General features: G+C 55.6%; 15 protein-coding genes and 1 tRNA gene. 10 read left to right on the top strand and 6 right to left on the bottom strand.

Going from position 1 to position 16804, the window contains the following annotated elements:
- The first annotated feature begins 10 nt into the window (after positions 1-10).
- On the top strand, positions 11-2023 hold the full coding sequence (gene fdhF / locus QFX31_RS02100; RefSeq protein WP_348530557.1) for a formate dehydrogenase subunit alpha: 2013 nt from the start codon (positions 11-13) through the stop codon (positions 2021-2023).
- Positions 2020-3000 carry a 4Fe-4S dicluster domain-containing protein gene (locus tag QFX31_RS02095; RefSeq protein ID WP_348530490.1) on the top strand — a complete coding sequence of 327 codons (981 nt, stop codon included), beginning with the start codon at positions 2020-2022 and terminating at the stop codon, positions 2998-3000. The genes fdhF and QFX31_RS02095 overlap by 4 nt, the downstream gene beginning before the upstream one ends.
- 237 nt (positions 3001-3237) lie before the next feature.
- Here QFX31_RS02095 and QFX31_RS02090 read toward each other — a convergent pair whose 3' ends face one another.
- The 3 genes from QFX31_RS02090 to QFX31_RS02080 all read right to left on the bottom strand — a co-directional run bounded on the left by QFX31_RS02090 (position 3238) and on the right by QFX31_RS02080 (position 5240).
- Complete coding sequence (locus QFX31_RS02090) at positions 3238-3441, bottom strand: hypothetical protein (protein ID WP_348530489.1); 204 nt, start codon at positions 3439-3441, stop codon at positions 3238-3240.
- A 460-nt stretch (positions 3442-3901) separates the two neighbouring features.
- Entirely contained in the window at positions 3902-5050 is a 1149-nt protein-coding gene (gene thiI, locus QFX31_RS02085) for a tRNA uracil 4-sulfurtransferase ThiI (RefSeq protein WP_348530556.1), read from the bottom strand.
- Between the two features lie 13 nt (positions 5051-5063).
- Positions 5064-5240: a DUF5350 domain-containing protein gene (locus QFX31_RS02080; RefSeq protein ID WP_296609345.1), complete on the bottom strand. Its 177-nt coding sequence runs from the start codon at positions 5238-5240 to the stop codon at positions 5064-5066.
- Between the two features lie 142 nt (positions 5241-5382).
- Here QFX31_RS02080 and QFX31_RS02075 point away from each other — a divergent pair, with 142 nt between their 5' ends.
- Entirely contained in the window at positions 5383-5817 is a 435-nt protein-coding gene (locus QFX31_RS02075) for a DUF1232 domain-containing protein (protein ID WP_348530488.1), read from the top strand.
- Between the two features lie 321 nt (positions 5818-6138).
- Positions 6139-7194: an endonuclease NucS domain-containing protein gene (locus QFX31_RS02070; RefSeq protein WP_348530487.1), complete on the top strand. Its 1056-nt coding sequence runs from the start codon at positions 6139-6141 to the stop codon at positions 7192-7194.
- 143 nt (positions 7195-7337) lie between these two features.
- Here QFX31_RS02070 and QFX31_RS02065 read toward each other — a convergent pair whose 3' ends face one another.
- Positions 7338-8432: a methionine adenosyltransferase gene (locus tag QFX31_RS02065; RefSeq protein ID WP_348530486.1), complete on the bottom strand. Its 1095-nt coding sequence runs from the start codon at positions 8430-8432 to the stop codon at positions 7338-7340.
- 307 nt (positions 8433-8739) lie between these two features.
- Between QFX31_RS02065 and QFX31_RS02060 the strand changes: the two genes are divergently transcribed.
- The 6 genes from QFX31_RS02060 to QFX31_RS02035 all read left to right on the top strand — a co-directional run bounded on the left by QFX31_RS02060 (position 8740) and on the right by QFX31_RS02035 (position 14945).
- On the top strand, positions 8740-10422 hold the full coding sequence (locus QFX31_RS02060; protein WP_348530555.1) for a hydantoinase/oxoprolinase family protein: 1683 nt from the start codon (positions 8740-8742) through the stop codon (positions 10420-10422).
- Complete coding sequence (locus QFX31_RS02055; RefSeq protein WP_348530485.1) at positions 10412-11854, top strand: histone deacetylase; 1443 nt, start codon at positions 10412-10414, stop codon at positions 11852-11854. The genes QFX31_RS02060 and QFX31_RS02055 overlap by 11 nt, the downstream gene beginning before the upstream one ends.
- A 1-nt stretch (position 11855) precedes the next feature.
- Positions 11856-12410: a hypothetical protein gene (locus QFX31_RS02050; protein WP_348530484.1), complete on the top strand. Its 555-nt coding sequence runs from the start codon at positions 11856-11858 to the stop codon at positions 12408-12410.
- 167 nt (positions 12411-12577) lie between these two features.
- Positions 12578-12661 (top strand) — tRNA-Asn (locus QFX31_RS02045).
- 192 nt (positions 12662-12853) lie between these two features.
- Positions 12854-14179, top strand: a complete 1326-nt coding sequence (locus QFX31_RS02040; RefSeq protein ID WP_348530554.1) for an AIR synthase-related protein — start codon at positions 12854-12856, stop codon at positions 14177-14179.
- A 313-nt stretch (positions 14180-14492) separates the two neighbouring features.
- Positions 14493-14945 carry a hypothetical protein gene (locus QFX31_RS02035; protein WP_348530483.1) on the top strand — a complete coding sequence of 151 codons (453 nt, stop codon included), beginning with the start codon at positions 14493-14495 and terminating at the stop codon, positions 14943-14945.
- Positions 14946-15034: 89 nt separating this feature from the next.
- On the opposite strand, the gene QFX31_RS02030 is transcribed toward QFX31_RS02035, so the two are convergent.
- Positions 15035-15682: an RNA 2'-phosphotransferase gene (locus QFX31_RS02030; RefSeq protein WP_348530482.1), complete on the bottom strand. Its 648-nt coding sequence runs from the start codon at positions 15680-15682 to the stop codon at positions 15035-15037.
- A gap of 423 nt (positions 15683-16105) precedes the next feature.
- Entirely contained in the window at positions 16106-16771 is a 666-nt protein-coding gene (locus QFX31_RS02025; RefSeq protein ID WP_348530481.1) for a MarC family protein, read from the bottom strand.
- Between the last annotated feature and the right edge of the window lie 33 nt (positions 16772-16804).

Below are 16804 nucleotides of genomic sequence, written 5' to 3'. Positions count from 1 at the left end.
GTACATGGTGATGGTTTTGGATGCGATCGAGACTACCTGCGTCTACTGCGGCTGCGGCTGTGGCCTTTATCTGCATGTGGAGGACAGCAAAATAATCGCTGTCACCCCTTCCATGAAACCACCAGCCAGAGGGAGGCTCTGCGCAAAGGGCTGGCTCCTCCATGGCTTCGCGAACCATCCGGACAGGCTCAGGGAGCCGCTGATGCGAAGGGGGGATCGCTATGTTCAAACATCCTGGAGCGAGGTCCTCTCATTCATAGCAAAATCGTTCGCTGATATAAAGAGAGATTCAGGACCGGATGCGCTCGCGGTTCTCACATCTGCGAAGGCGACGAATGAGGAGAACTATCTCCTCATGAAGCTCTGCCGCGCAGCACTCGGGACCAACAACATCGACAACGTCGCGCGGCTCTGCCACGCGCCCACGCTCTTCGCGCTCGGCTCATCTCTCGGCAGCGGATCGATGACGAACCCGATCGAGAGCCTTCTCCACTCTGATCTGATAATGATTATCGGATCGAACACCACAGAGCAGCATCCTGTGGTCTCCTTTTATGTCATGGAGGCCAGGAGAAACGGTGCCAAGATCATAGTGATGGATCCGAGGAGGACACAGATAGCGGAGATCGCAGATCTGCACCTCCAGATGAGGCCTGGCACAGATATTGCTCTTTTGAACGCGATCCTGAACGTGGTGATTCGTGAGGGGATGATAGACGAGGAGTTCATACGCTCCAGGACGGATGGGTTCGATGAAGTGCATGATCGCGTTGCAGAATACACGCCTGAGGCTGCGGAGCGGATATGCGGTGTGCCGGCAGAGCTCATACACGATGCAGCTGTGATGTATGGATCTGCAGGCGATGCTGCGATCGTGTACGCTATGGGCATAACCCAGCACGCGCACGGCACAGACAACGTTCAGGCGATCGTCAACCTTGCGCTCGCGACCGGAAATCTTGGCAGAGACGGCTCCGGCATATATCCGCTTCGAGGCCACCAGAACGTGCAGGGCGCGTGCGATATGGGCGCGCTTCCCGATTACTACACAGGTTACCAGAAGGTCTCTGAATTCAGAGAGAAGTTCGAGGATTCATGGAATGTGGAGCTTCCGGCATCTCAGGGCAGGACAGCGATCGAGATCATGAGCTCCGCTGGATCTGAGATCAGGGGGATGTACATCTCTGGAGAGAACCCGGCTCTCAGCTACCCGGACAGCTCGAGGATCAGGAGTGCGCTGGAGTCTCTCGATCTCCTGGTGGTTGCGGACATATTCCCAACAGAGACGACCAGGATGGCAGATGTTGTCCTCCCCATTGCATCGTTTGCGGAGAAGTACGGGACGGTGACATCAACAGAGAGAAAGGTACAGCTCATCAGAAAGGCGATCGATCCTCCAGGGAACGCGCTGCCCGAGTGGGTCGTGGCAGCGAAGCTTCTCGAGATCTTCGGTATCTCCGCAGGTTATGATTCCTCCGCTGCTGTTATGAGAGAGATAGCGGCACTGACTCCAAGCTACGGCGGCATATCCCACGAGCGGCTGGAGCGCGGTGGCATCCACTGGCCATGCCCGACACAGGAGCATCCTGGAACGCCCGTGCTTTACAGGGACGGTTTTCCGCGCGGGCGCGCTCTCTTCAGGCATGTTGATCAACATGAGTGTGGGGATGGTAGGTTCACGCTCATCATAGGCAGGAGCCAGTACCACTTCCACACAGGGAGCATGACCAGAAGGGTGTGCATACTGGAGCGCGAGGTGCCTGAGGCTTTTGTTGATGTAAATCCAAAAGATGCTGCGTCTCTTGGAATAAGAAACGGGACCGGCGTGATCCTGGAGTCGGAGAGCGGAACCATAAGGGCGAGGGCGAGACTGAGCGATAGCGTCAGCAGTGGAACCCTTTTCATGCCCTTCCACTTCAGGGAGTCGCCTGCGAATATGCTCACAGGATGGCAGCTCGATCCGCACTCGAAGATTCCATCTCTCAAGATCACATCCGTCAGCATCAGGAGGGAGGGGGCATGATGTTCTTCCTCGAAAAGAACGACCTCCCTGAGCTGCTCAGAAGGGCCAGCGCATACTTCGAGATCATCGCACCTGTTCTCGTGAATGGGGAGCCGCAGCTGGTCTCGTGGAGGGGAGAGGATCTGGCGCTCGGCGCCCCGAATCCGCTCTTACCGCCAACACGGCTGTTTCTCCCGCCGCGTGAGACGCTCTTCACATACCTCCAGGAGAGCGGCCTTTACACATTTCAGGTTCCTCAGGTCAAAGAGAGGCTGATCGTCGGCGTGAGACCATGCGATCTCCGTGCACTCTCCCTGCTTGACAGAATAATGCTCTCCGAGCCTGCTGACGAGCTGTACTCAAAACGCAGAAGATCGACTGCTATAGTCGCTCTGAGCTGCACTGAGCCGTCCGAGAGCTGCTTCTGCGCCCAGATGGGATCTGGACCTGAGGCGCATGAGGGCTTCGATCTCCTTCTCACTGATCTGGGAGAACGCTACCTCCTGGAGACCGGGTCTCCGGATGGCATCATGCTCGCGCGGCTCTCAGAGGAGCTTCTCGAGAGGGGCGATGATGCGGAAAAGAGGGCGCTGATGAGAGAAAGCCGTGAGAGGATCCTGAGCGCCAGGCCCTGGCTCTCTCAGGAGCGCATGCGATCCAAGCTCAGGGAGATCGACTGGAGATCCATGTCGAGGGAATGCATCTCCTGCGGCGGATGCAGCTTTGTATGCCCCACGTGCCACTGCTTTACGATCGCAGATCTCGGCCTGCCAGACGGTGAGAGAATCAGATGCGCTGACTCCTGCATACTCTCCGGATTCCACAGAATGGCATCCGGTGCAAACCCTAAGGCCAGACCTGAGGAAAGGCTCCTCTCATGGTACATGGAGAAGCTGGAGTACATGCTCTCGCGCGCTGGAATGCCGGGATGCGTTGGGTGCGGAAGATGCGAGAGGGTCTGCTTCTCCGGCCTCCACAAAACAGATCTCTTCAGGTGAGATCTGGTAGAATTCGAAACACTGCCCCTCCTGGTGCCTTCCTTCTCCCCACATCTCCTCTCCAGTTATTGTACTGATGGATATAGAGCAGCAGGGCGCAGGCTCCGGTCTTCAGGCCGGAGAGGAGGTCACCCGCAACTTACAGCCCTGCAGGAAGCCCCACGTGCCAGGGCACACAATGCTCAAAAGCACATGCTTCAGACACGATCAATAATTAAAATAGCTGGAATGAAGAGATCAGCTGCTTGAGGAGAGCATATCCAGCTCTCTCGAGACCCTGTCTATCCTCTCCCGGAACTTCTCCCTGACCGCCTCTATCGCAAGATCCGCGAACCCTGTATCCTTGACAGCGGTCTCGAAGTCGCTTATGGCCTCCTCATAGGACTTTATGTAAACATACATCATGGCAAGGTAAACGCTGCTGGTTTTGTTTATATCCATACCACCACTGGCTCCTGCATGCTTGAAGCTCTTCGATTCAGTGAGCCGTCCCGCCAGGTTGCAGATACATGTACATATAGACGATTCATCTAAATGCTACTGTACAGATATCGAGAAGGCTCATCTCTGCGAATTACCGTAGAGCTGGATTTTCGTGATCTGTGAAGCATCCTTTTTCGTCATTCTCACTACCCCGCCAATTCACCTGGATGAGGCATCGAGAGATCAACAGGCACGTCCATTGTCAACATGCTCATTTGGTTGAGCAGTCAGAGCAGAATGTGGGAGGGGATCAAGAGCAACCGGCTTGGGTCGTGGTCTCGAATGACAGAGCGTAACAGGGTGCAGGCTCCGGTCTTCAGGCTGGAGAGGAGGTCACTGAATACAGAAACCGATGCTCATAATTGCAGCGCTTCGTGACTCCTGCAGGGTCACATGCATACGTCCACGCAAGCAGCTGTCAATCCGCATCTTCATGTGACACTTCCTGCTTCCTTACTCTCACGACCTCCATTTCATCCGCGAGCTCCATTGCGAGCTCCCTCAGAGCCAGCTCACCCTCGATTCTCAGGATCTCGTCGAGCTTCGCCTTGGTCACAGGCTTCCTCGGCGCAGCCCGGCACTGCTTAGATCCTGTGGATACATCGTACGTGCCGATCCTGCGTGCCAGATCCATGATCTCGGTCTTGTCCATCGCGATCAGTGGATGGTATACGGGCGCCTCGATCCCGACCTGCTCTGCCATGATGTTCTCAGGGGTCTGGGATGCCACCTGCCCGAGGGAGTATCCGGTCACGATGCCCTTCGCTCTCATCCGCTTCATCACGACAGAGGAGACATGGTACATCAGCCGTCTGCATAGAACGCAGGTCTCCCTGGGGTATCTGGATGATATCACATCGATCGCACGTGCGTTACGTACTATGACCAGATCGAGCCGCCTTCCTGACATCCAGCTCTGAAGTATCTCGGCCTGTCTGATCACCTGCTCCCTGGAGTCAGCGTATGGCGAGGCATCGAAGTGGAGCAGCGACACAGGAGATCCGCGACGCATGATAAGCCATGCCGCCACAGGAGAGTCAATGCCGCCGGAGATCAGCGCGAGCATCCTGGACTGAGAGCCTAGAGGGAGACCCCCAACGCCCCGCATGATCTCGGTGAAGACCAGCGCCCTCTCCGGGCGGGCCTCGACGAATATCTCCAGCTCTGGATTATCGAGATCGACATCCGCCCCCGTGGCGCGCTGGACCGCAGCTCCGACCTCCACAGCTATCCTCTCGCTGGATATCTCGCCTCCGGCACGCCTCGATCTTATTGCAAAGCTCTTCGGCGAGCGCATCAGGGCGATGCTCACCGCAAGCTCGGAGATATCAGTTATCCGGGGATGCACGCTGTAGGCGGGGCTGACCGAAACAACGCCAAAAACCCTGGAGATCGTGGAGGGCGCTCTCTCATCTGCGGTGTGGACGTATATCCTTCCGCCCTCTCCAGTCATCCTGAAATCTATACAGGCCGCGCGAAGATCATGGGATATGTTCGCTCTCAGGAGCCTCTCCCAGCTCGACCTGGTCCAGCTGTCCTTGAGAGCGACCTCTCCATACCGAACCAGAACAAGTTGGGGTTTACCTGGTGGCTGCAGCCTTCTCAGACCTCTTCATCCATCTGCGCCTGGAACCGCTGGATGTGTACTTGTGAAGGGGTCCCGGCTTCTTGTAGGATACTTCTGAGCTCGGTACCATGCGGACCTGTCCCTTTCGGCCCTTTATCTTCTGCCAGACTACACTTCCTGTTTTTCCCATGGTCACCGAGGTAGCCATGGCCTGAATTAAAAACCTTTCGCGATTGCATGTGGGCATCATCAAACCGCCTTGAGACACGCGGCGGAAAGGTTAATTATCACCGGTAATAATTCCCATCAAGGGCCTTCAAGGAGGGCACTCCTTGGATAGATTCGACAAGATACTCGAGAAGGACATAGAGGGGTATGAGGGAGAGCACAGCGATCTCGTGAGATACGCCCCTGCGTTTTACAGGCTCATGAGCCGCATGCTCGGTGATCCGGAGCTGCCCAGGTGCATGTGGAAGCTGGTCATAGCGGCGATAGCATATTTCATCCTGCCATCAGATATCATTCCTGAAGAATCGCACGGTGCAGAGGGCTATGTGGATGACATATTCCTGTGCGCCATGGTTGCTGATCAGGTGCGCACAGCCACGGGATCCGATGAGATACTCCTGAAGAACTGGGACGGAGATGAACCCATAGTTCCGCTTGTTCGCGATATTCTGAACAGGGAGAGGGAGCTGATAGGCGACAAGAAGGAAGCTCTCATGAGCTACATCGGCTATGAGGAGCTGGTAAACGCCAGTCAATGAGCCTTCTCTAAACTCGGGTGCAGTCTCTCATTTGTTGAGCAACTTGGAATTCACAGGTCAGTTGCTGGTAGCATTCATCTGCTCACCACGAGTGCGTAGCAGGGCCAATGCACCTGCGAAGCTGCCGATAGGAGCGTTCTGTACAGCGTTGCATCTTGACATTGCTAATTTGGGAAGTAAATCGGCAATATGCAGCCGGAAAATATAAATTTTAAATAGAAATATACAAACATCGAGCGACGTTTATTTATACAGAAGGAACCAGTGTCACGTAATACTTTACAAGAGATAATTGTGTTTCTGACTCGCGGAGAATCGGTTATGAGCACTGAGATCAAGACCTGGCAGATACTTGACGGCAAATTGATACCCATCGCGACCAATCTGAGCAAGGAAGGGCACACCGAGCCAGATGATCTCGAGTCCTGGATCGCATCCAATCCGGAAATAGTTGGACCAGACATCATGGTCATCGGCAGACAGGTAAATACAGATTCTGGTACCGTTGATCTTCTGGGCATCGACATATATGGAAACACCGTTATCATAGAGCTGAAGCGTGATGCCTTACCACGTGAAGCACTAGCGCAGGCAATTGATTACGCAGCAAGTGTGGCAGGCTGGTCTGTGGATAAATTAAATGACATCTGCTCGAATTACAGGTCTAAAGAGCTTGAAGATGCTTTCAGTGAAGCGTTTCCGGATGTCGATCTGGATAGCATTAACCTGAATAGCACACAGAGGATCGTCCTGGTTGGATTCTCGATAGAGGACTCGCTCAAAAGAATGATCAAATGGCTCTCAGAGCATCATGATGTCAATATCAACGCTGTGGTACTCAGTTATGTCAAGACCAAAGGCGGTGATGAGCTGCTGCTCCGGACCGTGGTGATTAATGAGGATATTGCCCGAGAGCGGATACAAGAGGCTCAAAAGAAAAAGAAGTTTACAAATCTTACACCTATTGATTTCATGAATAAATGTGTGCCTGAATTGAGATCGTTCTTCCAGTATATCCTGGATGAAGCTGAAAGGAATGGATTCTCGATATACTGGGGTACTAAGAGCTATTCGGTTCGGATGTATCTGCCATCAGAAGACGCACATGCCAGTTTTCTCTACTGCAAGCCCACTGGCGAGCTTAGTTTTTATTTCGCTCAGCTGCGGTTATCTGATGAGGTTGCAAAGGATTTACGAAAACAGCTGTTATCATACGGCATATTCAGAGAATCAGGCAAAAAGACCCTGGTTGCGGAGCTGGACGTGAACACAGTCGGCAAGGCGAAAGAAGTAGTCGATTTTATTTTATCTAGTTTAAAAGCTTTCGTAGAGAATCCTGAGGCAAATGCAAACTATGCCCACTCAGATGCAGAATAAACGATCAATTATTTTTATACATCTGGGCCGTTGTGCGCCGGTCCGGCCCTTCGTCCGGTATCCGGCTGCATCTAGCGGGGTGCTCAAAATGCTTGACCTCCTCTCCGGCCTGAATGCCAGAGTTTGCGCCCTGCTATCTTAGATCAAAATATCCTGATCCTGCCGGATACGAACTCATCGACAAGCCTGTCCGCCCTCCCCAGCCAGTCATCCAGTATCGACTCAGCCTCATATGCTGCTCTCTCCGAGCCGGCGATGCTCAGGGCCTTCATGAGTGGCTTATCGAGAGGAGAGCCGATCCTGCTCACCAGTGTGACGTATACCTCGTGTACCCCGTCAAGCCCCGAGATCTCCTCGGCTGCACGCTGCGCTATCACGTTGTATATCTTGCCGACATGGTTCACCGGGTTCTTGCCCGCGACCGCCTCCATGGTCATGGGTCTCATTGGGGTGATCAGCCCGTTCGCGCGGTTGCCCCTTCCCGTGGCGCCATCATCCCCCATCTCGGCTGATGTCCCCGTCACGGTGAGGAAGATGCTGGAATCGTGATCCGCAGCGTTGACATCGACCTCCACATCGTAGGCGCTCTGGATCGTCTCCCTTATGCGGGATTTCATCTCGATGTAATCATCCATGGAGAAGATGTACCTTGAGATGGCTGCTGCGGCCACGACCACCCTCACCCTGTCATCAAACCTGACTGCCATGATCTTCCTGTCCTCGCCGACCCCCTTCATCCCCTCGATCATGCTGTCGATCTCCAGGACCATAGATTCGAGAGGTCGCAGAGGCGCAAAGCCAGACCCTATGGATGTATCATTGGCGCCTCTACCGATGAGGCTCCTCAGCTCCGGAGCCCCCTCCCGCGTCCTGGGCTCCACCACGAACTCGTTCAGGTTTCTTACAGCCCCTCTCAGATATGAGGTTGCAGCGTCTCTTATGACCTCACTCATGGAGGATCTCACAGATGTCGCCCTTCCGCCTACAACGATGGCAGGCGGCTCGAGTACCCGGCCGCCTCCGAACCGTGGCTCTGCCCTTCCGCCTATGATGAGAACCTTGTCCACGTTGTGGTGCATGATCTCTCCAAACTCCTCCATGTAGATCCTGCAGAGCTCCCTGGATATCGACTCCGAGATCCCGTCCGCAAGTGTATCCGGATGGCCTGTACACTTCCTCTCCACGACCTCAAATCGCGGTAGCTCGAAATTTCGAAATGTGATGAGAGTGTCCGACATCCATAGATCGTGCTCCATGAAGCTCAATATAGTTGCTGGTCGGGCGCATTGGAGGGATGTTGAGCTGTGGGCTTTGAACCCATTTCCTGAGGGTTCACGCTGCCTCCCCACCGGCAGAGGTTTCTATACGATCATGCGGAATCCTGATGGTTTAGGATGCTCAAGCGTGCGATGTGTCGGGGTTTATCAACTGCTTCGGAGCGGATGCTGGTATTTGAACACGCCCTGCTGGATCTGCCGGTGGTGCGCTCACCAAAAGGCCGATATACATCAAACGCGTTAGCGGGCCGTGGAAAAAGGCGATACGATGTTTGTAGGAATAGACGTCGGTGGAACAACAACCAACGCGGCGCTGGTGGACGGCAATAAGGTTGTGAAGACCGCCATCGGCCCGACTGACCATCAGGAGATCCTCGGCAGCCTGCTCAGAACAATGGACAGGCTCATAGAGGGTATAGACGTTGAGAGGATCGAGAGGGTGGTGCTCAGCACCACGCTGATCACAAACCTCATCGCAGAGGGAAAGGCGGACAGGGTCGGCCTGGTTCTGATACCCGGGCCTGGAGTCAATCCGAGGGATTACAGGTTCAGGACCGAGCCTGTGATCCTTGAGGGCGCGATAGATTACAGAGGAAGAGAGATCGCGCCGCTCAGGGACGATCAGATAAAGGCTGCTGCCCAGAGCCTCGCCGACCAGGGGTACAGAAAGGTCGCAGTCGTGGGAAAGTTCTGCCAGAGGAACCACGATCATGAGATGCACATCAGGGAGATATTCTCGAAGGCCGCCCCAGCGATCGAGGTTGAGATGGGGCACAGGGTCTCCGGCCGGCTGAACTTCCCGAGAAGAGCTGCCACGACTCTGTTGACGCTCGCGACACGCGACCATTACAGGCGGTTCGCGGAGCAGGCGGAGCGGGCCATGCGTGAGCGCGGAATAAAGGCCCCGATATACATTCTCAAAGCAGATGGCGGAACGCTCCCGCTGGAAAAATCGCTGGACAGGCCTGTTGAGACGATATTCTCAGGGCCGGCTGCGAGCGTCATGGGGGTCATGGCCCTGACCCCAGAGGGGCAGACCTCGGTTGTCATAGACATAGGCGGCACGACAACCGATCTCGCGCTGATACTCTCCGGAAAACCGCTTCTATCATCGAAGGGCGCGAAGATAGAGGATATGTTGACGCATGTCAGAGCCTTCGCAGTTCGTTCGATGGGCATCGGCGGGGACAGCGTGGTCAGAGTATCAAACGGAAAGATCACTGTGGGTCCAGATAGAGCGGGGCCTGCATTCGCACTGGGCGGGCCGGAGCCGACGCCGACAGATGCCCTCATGGTTCTCGGACTAACAAACCTGGGGGACATGGCCCTCGCGAGGAAGGGAATTGGCATCATAGCCAGGGCCCTCGGATGCAGCACAGAGGATGCGGCCAGAATGATAGTTGATACTGTTGTCGATAGGATAGTTGATACCGTGAACATGATGTTTCTCGAGTGGGAGCAGGAGCCTGCATACAGAATCTGGGAGCTGCTCCAGAAGACAAAGGCCAGACCGCAGAATGTTGTCGGAGTTGGCGGAGCTTCACCGCCGCTGGTGCCGCTGGTTGCGAAGAGGCTCAACGCGGTGGCAATCATCCCGGAGCACGCGCCTGTGGCCAACGCGATAGGCGCTGCTGTTGCCAGGCCCACGATGACGCTGAGCCTCAGGATAGATACCGAGAGGGGCATGTACACAGTTGAGGAGGACGGCACGCTGGGCGAGGCGAAGGGCAGAAACCTCAGTCTGGAGGGGGCACAGGAGATGGCAAGGCGGCTTCTGAGGGAGCGGGCAGAGCGCTTCGGGATCCAGGATTACGCTGACGAGGCGGAGGTGGTGGAGAGTGAGGTCTTCAATATGGTCCGGGGTTGGTCGACTGTTGGAAAGCTTATCGATGTCAGGATGGAGATCCCGGCAGGAATCATCACATCCTGGAGGGGAGAGCATGGCAGCTGATGTTCGCTCGAAACCGGATGCCACAAAAATCGGTGCGACCGAGAGGAGAATCGAGCCGCCCGTGAGGCCTGCCAGGACCTCCTCTGCGAGAAAGACCGGCCTTATATTCTTCCCCGCATTCGACTGGGCGATATCCCCCACGCATCCCGAACGGGAGGAGAGGCTTCTCTACACGAGAGACCAGATCTTTGAAGAAGGACTGATGGACTTCCCCGAGATCGTCGAGTACAGGCCGCGCCTCGCTGAGCTGAAGGACGTGGCCAGGGTCCACTTCTGCGTTCCAGATGTGGAGTCACAGGTTACCGAGGCGCACCTGATAGCAGCGGGAAGCACCCTCGTCCTAGCGGATGCTCTGATGAGAGGTGAGATAAGAAACGGCTTCGCCCTTGTGCGCCCTCCTGGACATCACTCGATGAGGGTGGTCCACGGAAACAGGGGGTTCTGCAACATCAACAACGAGGCCATAATGGTCGAGTACATACGCAGGAAGTACGGCGTGAGGCGCATCGCCATAGTCGACACGGATGTGCACCACGGAGATGGAACCCAGGACATATTCTGGCATGATCCTGATGTGCTCTTCATAAGCTTCCACCAGGACGGCAGGACTCTCTACCCCGGCTCGGGATTCACCAGCGAGATGGGCGGGCCTCTGGCTCTCGGAAGAACTCTGAACGTGCCGCTGCCCCCGGGAACAACTGATGAGGGGATACTGTATGTCCTGGAGAATCTTGTACTGCCGGTGCTGGAGGAGTTCGATCCGCAGCTCGTCTTCAACTCAGCCGGCCAGGACAACCACTACACAGATCCCCTCGCGAACATGAGGTTCACAGCCCAGGGCTATGCGAGGCTGAACGAGATGCTCGCTCCGGACATGGCCGTGCTCGAGGGCGGATATGCCATAGAGAGCGCGCTGCCCTACGTCAACACTGGAATCATACAGGCGATGGCCGGGCTCGATTACTCCAACGTCAGAGAGCCAGACTATGTTCCAGGGAGGTTTGTCCTGACATCCGAGATGAGGAGATCAATAGAGGCCACTGTGAACCACCTCCTCACTATATGGGAGAGCAGGGATGATCTTGTGGAAAAGGCGAGGCAGGAGCACGGCAGGTTTTACTCCCGGAGGAAGAGGATCTTCTATGATACAGACATGATAACCGAGGGGCAGGAGGAGACGCTGAGGATGTGCACAGATTGCCCCGGATACCTAACGATATCCACACAGGCTGCCAGGGGATACGGCCGGCTGAACACAGCGTTCTGCGTCTCTGTGCCACTCTTCGCATGCAGGAACTGCATCGAGGATGCGCGTGAGGAGTACGAGGAGCACAAATCCGAGATGAAGTACGACTATGTCTACCTCCAGGACAAGCCCTCCGATAAATTCAGGGCGTACTGCACCAGAACCAGAAACGAGATCGTCCTGTGAGATGGCTGCAGGCCGGATATCCGACAGATCCCTGCTCAGGGCGAAGGGCGCGATCAGGTCGAGGGCAGAGGAGTTCCTGCGGGTGCTTGGGGAGGTCGAGCAGGGCCTGTTGAGATCCCCTGATGGATCCCAAAGGCTCGCCAGGGCGCTTGCGCTCCTGGAGCTTGCCTACCTCCCCCTCAGGCCGGAGATGTGCCCGTTCTGCAATGAGTACGCGGATGAGAGATGCTCAGAGTGCGGGTACGCGGAGACGCACGGTGGCACATGCAGCAGCGACAGCTCGAGGTTTGTCCAGCTCTCAGATGCCATCATCGATCTGGGAACGGCAGTGAAGTTCTCGGATCCAGATGATGTGAGGAATGACATTCAGAGCTCCATAAGCTCTGCTCGAGGGGCCACAGCCGCCCTGCTCTCAGAGCTGGATGCTCTCGACGCTGCAGGGGTGATGCGCGCCAAGGCCCGGTACATAAAGGAGATCCTGCGCGCGCTGCCCGTGAGGGGATCGCTGGATCAGCTCAGGCAGATCTGCATCAGCAGAGCTGAGATGTACTGGTGAGCTGACGGGCTTCGCCTTCCTGAACTTCTCATTCTCTGCCTGAAGCGTTAAGCTGAAAAGTGAAAGATGTCATAAGCTCTACAATTTCACACCAAACAGATGCCATATTTTTAGACCTTCGTCATCCAAAAAGCTTAAATGGATGATGTGGATACGGAGATGAGCGGGCCGCCATAACTCAGCTGGTAGAGTGTCTGGCTGTTAATCCGGCAGATACCAGAATGTCACAGGTTCGAGCCCTGTTGGCGGCGCTATCGCCACTTATTCTTCGTTGATTCTGTCATGATCGTCCTCACCTGTTTTCGATCCCGCACAGGAGGTATGCAAATCTGGAACTCCATGCTTTCACAGGCTCACTGGCGGCGGTCAGGTAGATACTTAAGATATGCCGCCGGAGCCGGAATGGAGGTGAGCGGTGCAGGATCATGACCTGCGCCCATCGTATGGATCTTGAGGGGTATGCAAAGCTCGGGCTGAGGAGAAACGATCCTGATATAAAAAATAAGCTCGCAGATCTCATCGTCGAGATAAAGGGCATCAGACGGGACAGGGCCGAGGCGCTGGCAGGAGCCGTGCTCCAGGAGGCCAGGGCAACGCTCAATCCCAGGGGGGATGTGTTCGAGCTTCAGGGCTCCGGCGTGAGCATGGGCGAGTTCGGGGTCGGATCGCGGGGCCTGGGCGACTTCTACATGCACACAAAGATAGCAGAGGTAATCGGAAGAACAGGCGCAGTTGTCGATTCCTCAGAGCTGGATGATTCGGGTGTTGTGAAGGCTGGCGATAGATACCTAGTGGTCACTGTTGATGGAATGCACTCCAGGCTGAGCGACTATCCGTTTCTGGCCGGCTTCCATGTTACAAGGGCCGCGCTCCGCGATATCCTGGTGATGGGTGCGAGGCCTGTCGCCCTCTTCTCAGATGTTCACCTCGCAGACGACGGGGATGTCGCAAAGGTGCTCGACCACATAGCCGGAATCGCCACTGTCGGAGAGCTTGTGAACGTCCCGCTGATCACAGGCAGCACGCTCAGGATCGGCGGGGACATGGTCATAGGCGACAGGCTGACAGGCTGCGTCGGTGCGGTTGGCATCGCGGATAGAATCACTCCGAGAAAGGATGCAGCCCCTGGGGATGTCATAATCATGACAGAGGGAGCTGGTGGAGGGACGATCTGCGCTGCTGCTCTCTACTACGGCATTCACGAGGTTGTGGAGGAGACGCTCAACATAAAGTTCCTGGAGGCTGCTGGTGCGCTGATCGATGAGGGCCCTGAGATACATGCGATGACTGATGTGACCAATGGGGGGATAAGGGGGGATGCAAAGGAGATCTCCCACACAGCCGGCGTAAAGCTGGTCTTCTTCGAGGAGCGGATGAGGTCCCTTGTCAACCCGAGAGTCCTGGATATGCTCGAGAGGCTCGAGATCGACTATCTCGGAGTATCGATAGATGCTCTTCTCATAATAGCCCCCAGGAGCGAGGCTGATGGGATACTGGATATCATAGAGAGAGCCGGAGTCGCAGCTGATGTCATAGGAAGGGTCGAGAGGGGCTCTGGCGTGGAGCTTCATACCAGAGATGGCATCAGGGACTTCTCGCCAAGGTTCAGGGAATCAGCATACACTCCCATAAAGAAGTTCGTCGGCGAGGAGGCGACGAGGGACTTCGGGGAGATGCGTGCGCTCGTGGACGAAGCGGCAGAGCGCGCGATCGAGAAGAAAAAGCGGTTCGTGGAGAGGATAAGATCGAGGCAATCGAGATCTGCCTGATCTGATTTGCTTGTGTGCAGGTGCCGCAGGCCAAGCTGAGCGATGTCACAGGAAGCGATGGCCAACAGCAACATGCCTCGTCCCAGGAATTCCGTGAGTTTGTGAGATAACCTGATCTGTGAAACTTCAGACTTTGTCGAAGGGCTTCGAGGAAGTCAGAGCAAGTCGAAGCGCAGGAGTCCTTCCCCTTAAGGGGAAGCCCCATGCTGTTGAATGACAAAGCTCACAGCTCTTCGCGGCTGGAGTCAACTTATTCCCCGCGCCGCGGGATTTCACGCGATGGGATTTAATACCGTACCGCGTATATGAGCACATGGACTGCGATCATCACTGCAGGCATATCTGCAGCTGGATAGAGGGGATGCCGTACCACAGGAAGTATGCGCTCCCGAAGGAGTGCTGCCCTGAGCTGCCCGTGTGCTTCAGGGAGACTCTGATGGGGGAGATGCTCCCAGGAGCGACCAGGCAGTTCAGAGGGCCGTCAGGGGCGCACGTTCATGAGTTCGTGGATCACTGGGTATTCCACAGGGACATAGTCAACGCGTCCGATGATCCTGTGGGGCATCTCATGAGAGACGCCCCTGAGTATCTCGTCTCCATGGCGATCGTGTTACTCACAAGCCTGCTGATGGGAAGAAGGACCAGGGACAAAAAGGTGGAGGCTGCCATAGCTGGTGGTCTCTCAGGACTCTTCGCGCTGCTCCTCGGTAAGCTCGTGAAGTCCATAGACGAGGAGCGCGGAACGGAAGAGGTCAGGGAGATCTAACCGGCATCATACAAATGATGTGCAGCCCATCCCCACATGCATGCGGGTCGCGGATGTTCTCGGCGTCTTTTTCTTCGTCTTTCTTCGTCTTATTTCTGACCTTTCGCCGGCATCATGCTCAGGAACCTCGGCGGTATCGGCTCGGAGATGACCATGCTCTCGCTCACCTTCATCATCCTCACCCCTTCACGCTGAGCCCCTGCCGCGTCCACCACGATTACCTTTGGATTGCTCGTCCTGAATGTGCCGACCTCCCATGCCTTGTCAGGCGTGGTGCTGAGATGCACATACCGCTGTGTGGCCGACTTCAGGCCGACCTCCAGGAGACGCTCTGCCTCCTCCTCCGCAGTCCCGTAGTAGAGCGTGGGCAGCTCGTTTATCGGATAGTCCAGATCAACATCCACAGAATGGCCGTATCTGGCTCTGATTCGTGTGCCGTTTATCTCATACCTTCCCTTCGGATCGGATCTGACGAGCGCCATTATGACATTCCCGTTTGCCCATCTGTATCTGGTCCGGATGGCATCCACGAGCACCGGTATCTCCACCCAGCCCTGCGGGCTCATCGCCAGCCCCAGGTCATCGGGGAAGTGACGGAGAGCCCCTGCGAGCAGCCTCCCGAGCTTCTCGGTCCTCACACCATCAAGAACGAGCTTCCCCCTGCTCCCGCAGCTGCATGCATCTCCTCTGAAAAATCCATGCTGCGGGCATCTCCTTATCGCCTGCTCTGAACTCATTGATGAACCGGACCTCCACGCCTGGGTACACTCTGTGGCCTGCAAAACAGGCCGGCACCAGTATCTGTGAAGGTGATGATGGTGTATAGAGTTATCGGTCTGCAGAAGCGATACGGTGAGACTCCCTGTCAGAATCGCAGGAACACCGGTTTCCGATACCATGAGCGGGTCTCGAAGCTGTCCAAACCTCCATAAGCAATCGCTCCTGCAGCGCTCGGCTCCGACCCATCGAGTGAATCTGGTTTTGAGATGCTGTGTTGGATAAGTCATGAAAATACGCAAGCAGAAGACGATTTCAGGAATGCATGGAGAATAGACCGGAATCGATATCTTGAGACATCATCACGGGAGGTTATCCAACACAGCAGTTTTGAGACGAGCCAATCAATAAGCTCCTCCGGATGGCACCGCTCTTCTGGGGGCTCATGCGGCTGACGCCATGGAGATGTAGATGTTCCAGGCGCCCACGCTGACAAAATCGACGGCTATCGCCCCGAGGATCAGTCCCATTATCCGCGTGAACACCATGATCCCCGTAACGCCGAGGAGAGCATCGACATACTCTGCGGATCTCAGTATGACGTAGGTCGCACTGAATGTCAAACATATCGCCAGGAGCACCAGCATCTTCTCCATAAGCGTGCTGCTTGCTCCCATATTGACTATCACCGTGGTTATCGCTCCGGGGCCGGTGAGCAGCGGGATGGCCAGCGGAAATATCGAGATATCCTCCCTGGTGGTTGCATCCTCGATCTCGGCCTCTGTGACCTTCTTGTGAGGCTTCGCGCGGAGCATGTCTATGGCCACGAGAAAGAGCAGTATGCCACCCGCCACCCTTAGAGAGTCGACGGTTATGCCGAAGAACCTCAGGATCATATCCCCTGCAAGTGCGAAGATCATCGCGACAGAGAATGCCACAAGCGTTGTGCGGACGCATATCCTGCTTTTCTCAGCTGGGCTGGCCTCCTGAGTGAGGGAGACGAAGACCATCGTCGCCTCGATGGGGTTCACTATTATGAATATCGAGGTGAACGCGTATACGAAGTACTGAAGGTATGCAGCCAGATCCAGATGAGAACCCCCATGCACCTGACCATTAAATACAGTCGTATAGCACATAAT

The organism is Methanothrix sp. (genome assembly GCF_030055635.1).
Classification (GTDB): domain Archaea; phylum Halobacteriota; class Methanosarcinia; order Methanotrichales; family Methanotrichaceae; genus Methanothrix_B.
The sequence above is the reverse complement of the archived record's forward strand: the minus strand, read 5'-3'. Positions and strand labels throughout refer to the sequence as shown.

Bases quoted from the DNA above. Each gene is read 5' to 3' on its own strand.
- fdhF (WP_348530557.1), top strand. From the start codon at position 11: ATGGTTTTGGATGCGATCGAGACTACCTGCGTCTACTGCGGCTGCGGC.
- QFX31_RS02095 (WP_348530490.1), top strand. From the start codon at position 2,020: ATGATGTTCTTCCTCGAAAAGAACGACCTCCCTGAGCTGCTCAGAAGG.
- QFX31_RS02090 (WP_348530489.1), bottom strand. From the start codon at position 3,441: ATGGATATAAACAAAACCAGCAGCGTTTACCTTGCCATGATGTATGTT.
- QFX31_RS02080 (WP_296609345.1), bottom strand. From the start codon at position 5,240: ATGGGAAAAACAGGAAGTGTAGTCTGGCAGAAGATAAAGGGCCGAAAG.
- QFX31_RS02070 (WP_348530487.1), top strand. From the start codon at position 6,139: ATGAGCACTGAGATCAAGACCTGGCAGATACTTGACGGCAAATTGATA.
- QFX31_RS02065 (WP_348530486.1), bottom strand. From the start codon at position 8,432: ATGTCGGACACTCTCATCACATTTCGAAATTTCGAGCTACCGCGATTT.
- QFX31_RS02060 (WP_348530555.1), top strand. From the start codon at position 8,740: ATGTTTGTAGGAATAGACGTCGGTGGAACAACAACCAACGCGGCGCTG.
- QFX31_RS02055 (WP_348530485.1), top strand. From the start codon at position 10,412: ATGGCAGCTGATGTTCGCTCGAAACCGGATGCCACAAAAATCGGTGCG.
- QFX31_RS02050 (WP_348530484.1), top strand. From the start codon at position 11,856: ATGGCTGCAGGCCGGATATCCGACAGATCCCTGCTCAGGGCGAAGGGC.
- QFX31_RS02040 (WP_348530554.1), top strand. From the start codon at position 12,854: ATGGATCTTGAGGGGTATGCAAAGCTCGGGCTGAGGAGAAACGATCCT.
- QFX31_RS02035 (WP_348530483.1), top strand. From the start codon at position 14,493: ATGGACTGCGATCATCACTGCAGGCATATCTGCAGCTGGATAGAGGGG.
- QFX31_RS02030 (WP_348530482.1), bottom strand. From the start codon at position 15,682: ATGAGTTCAGAGCAGGCGATAAGGAGATGCCCGCAGCATGGATTTTTC.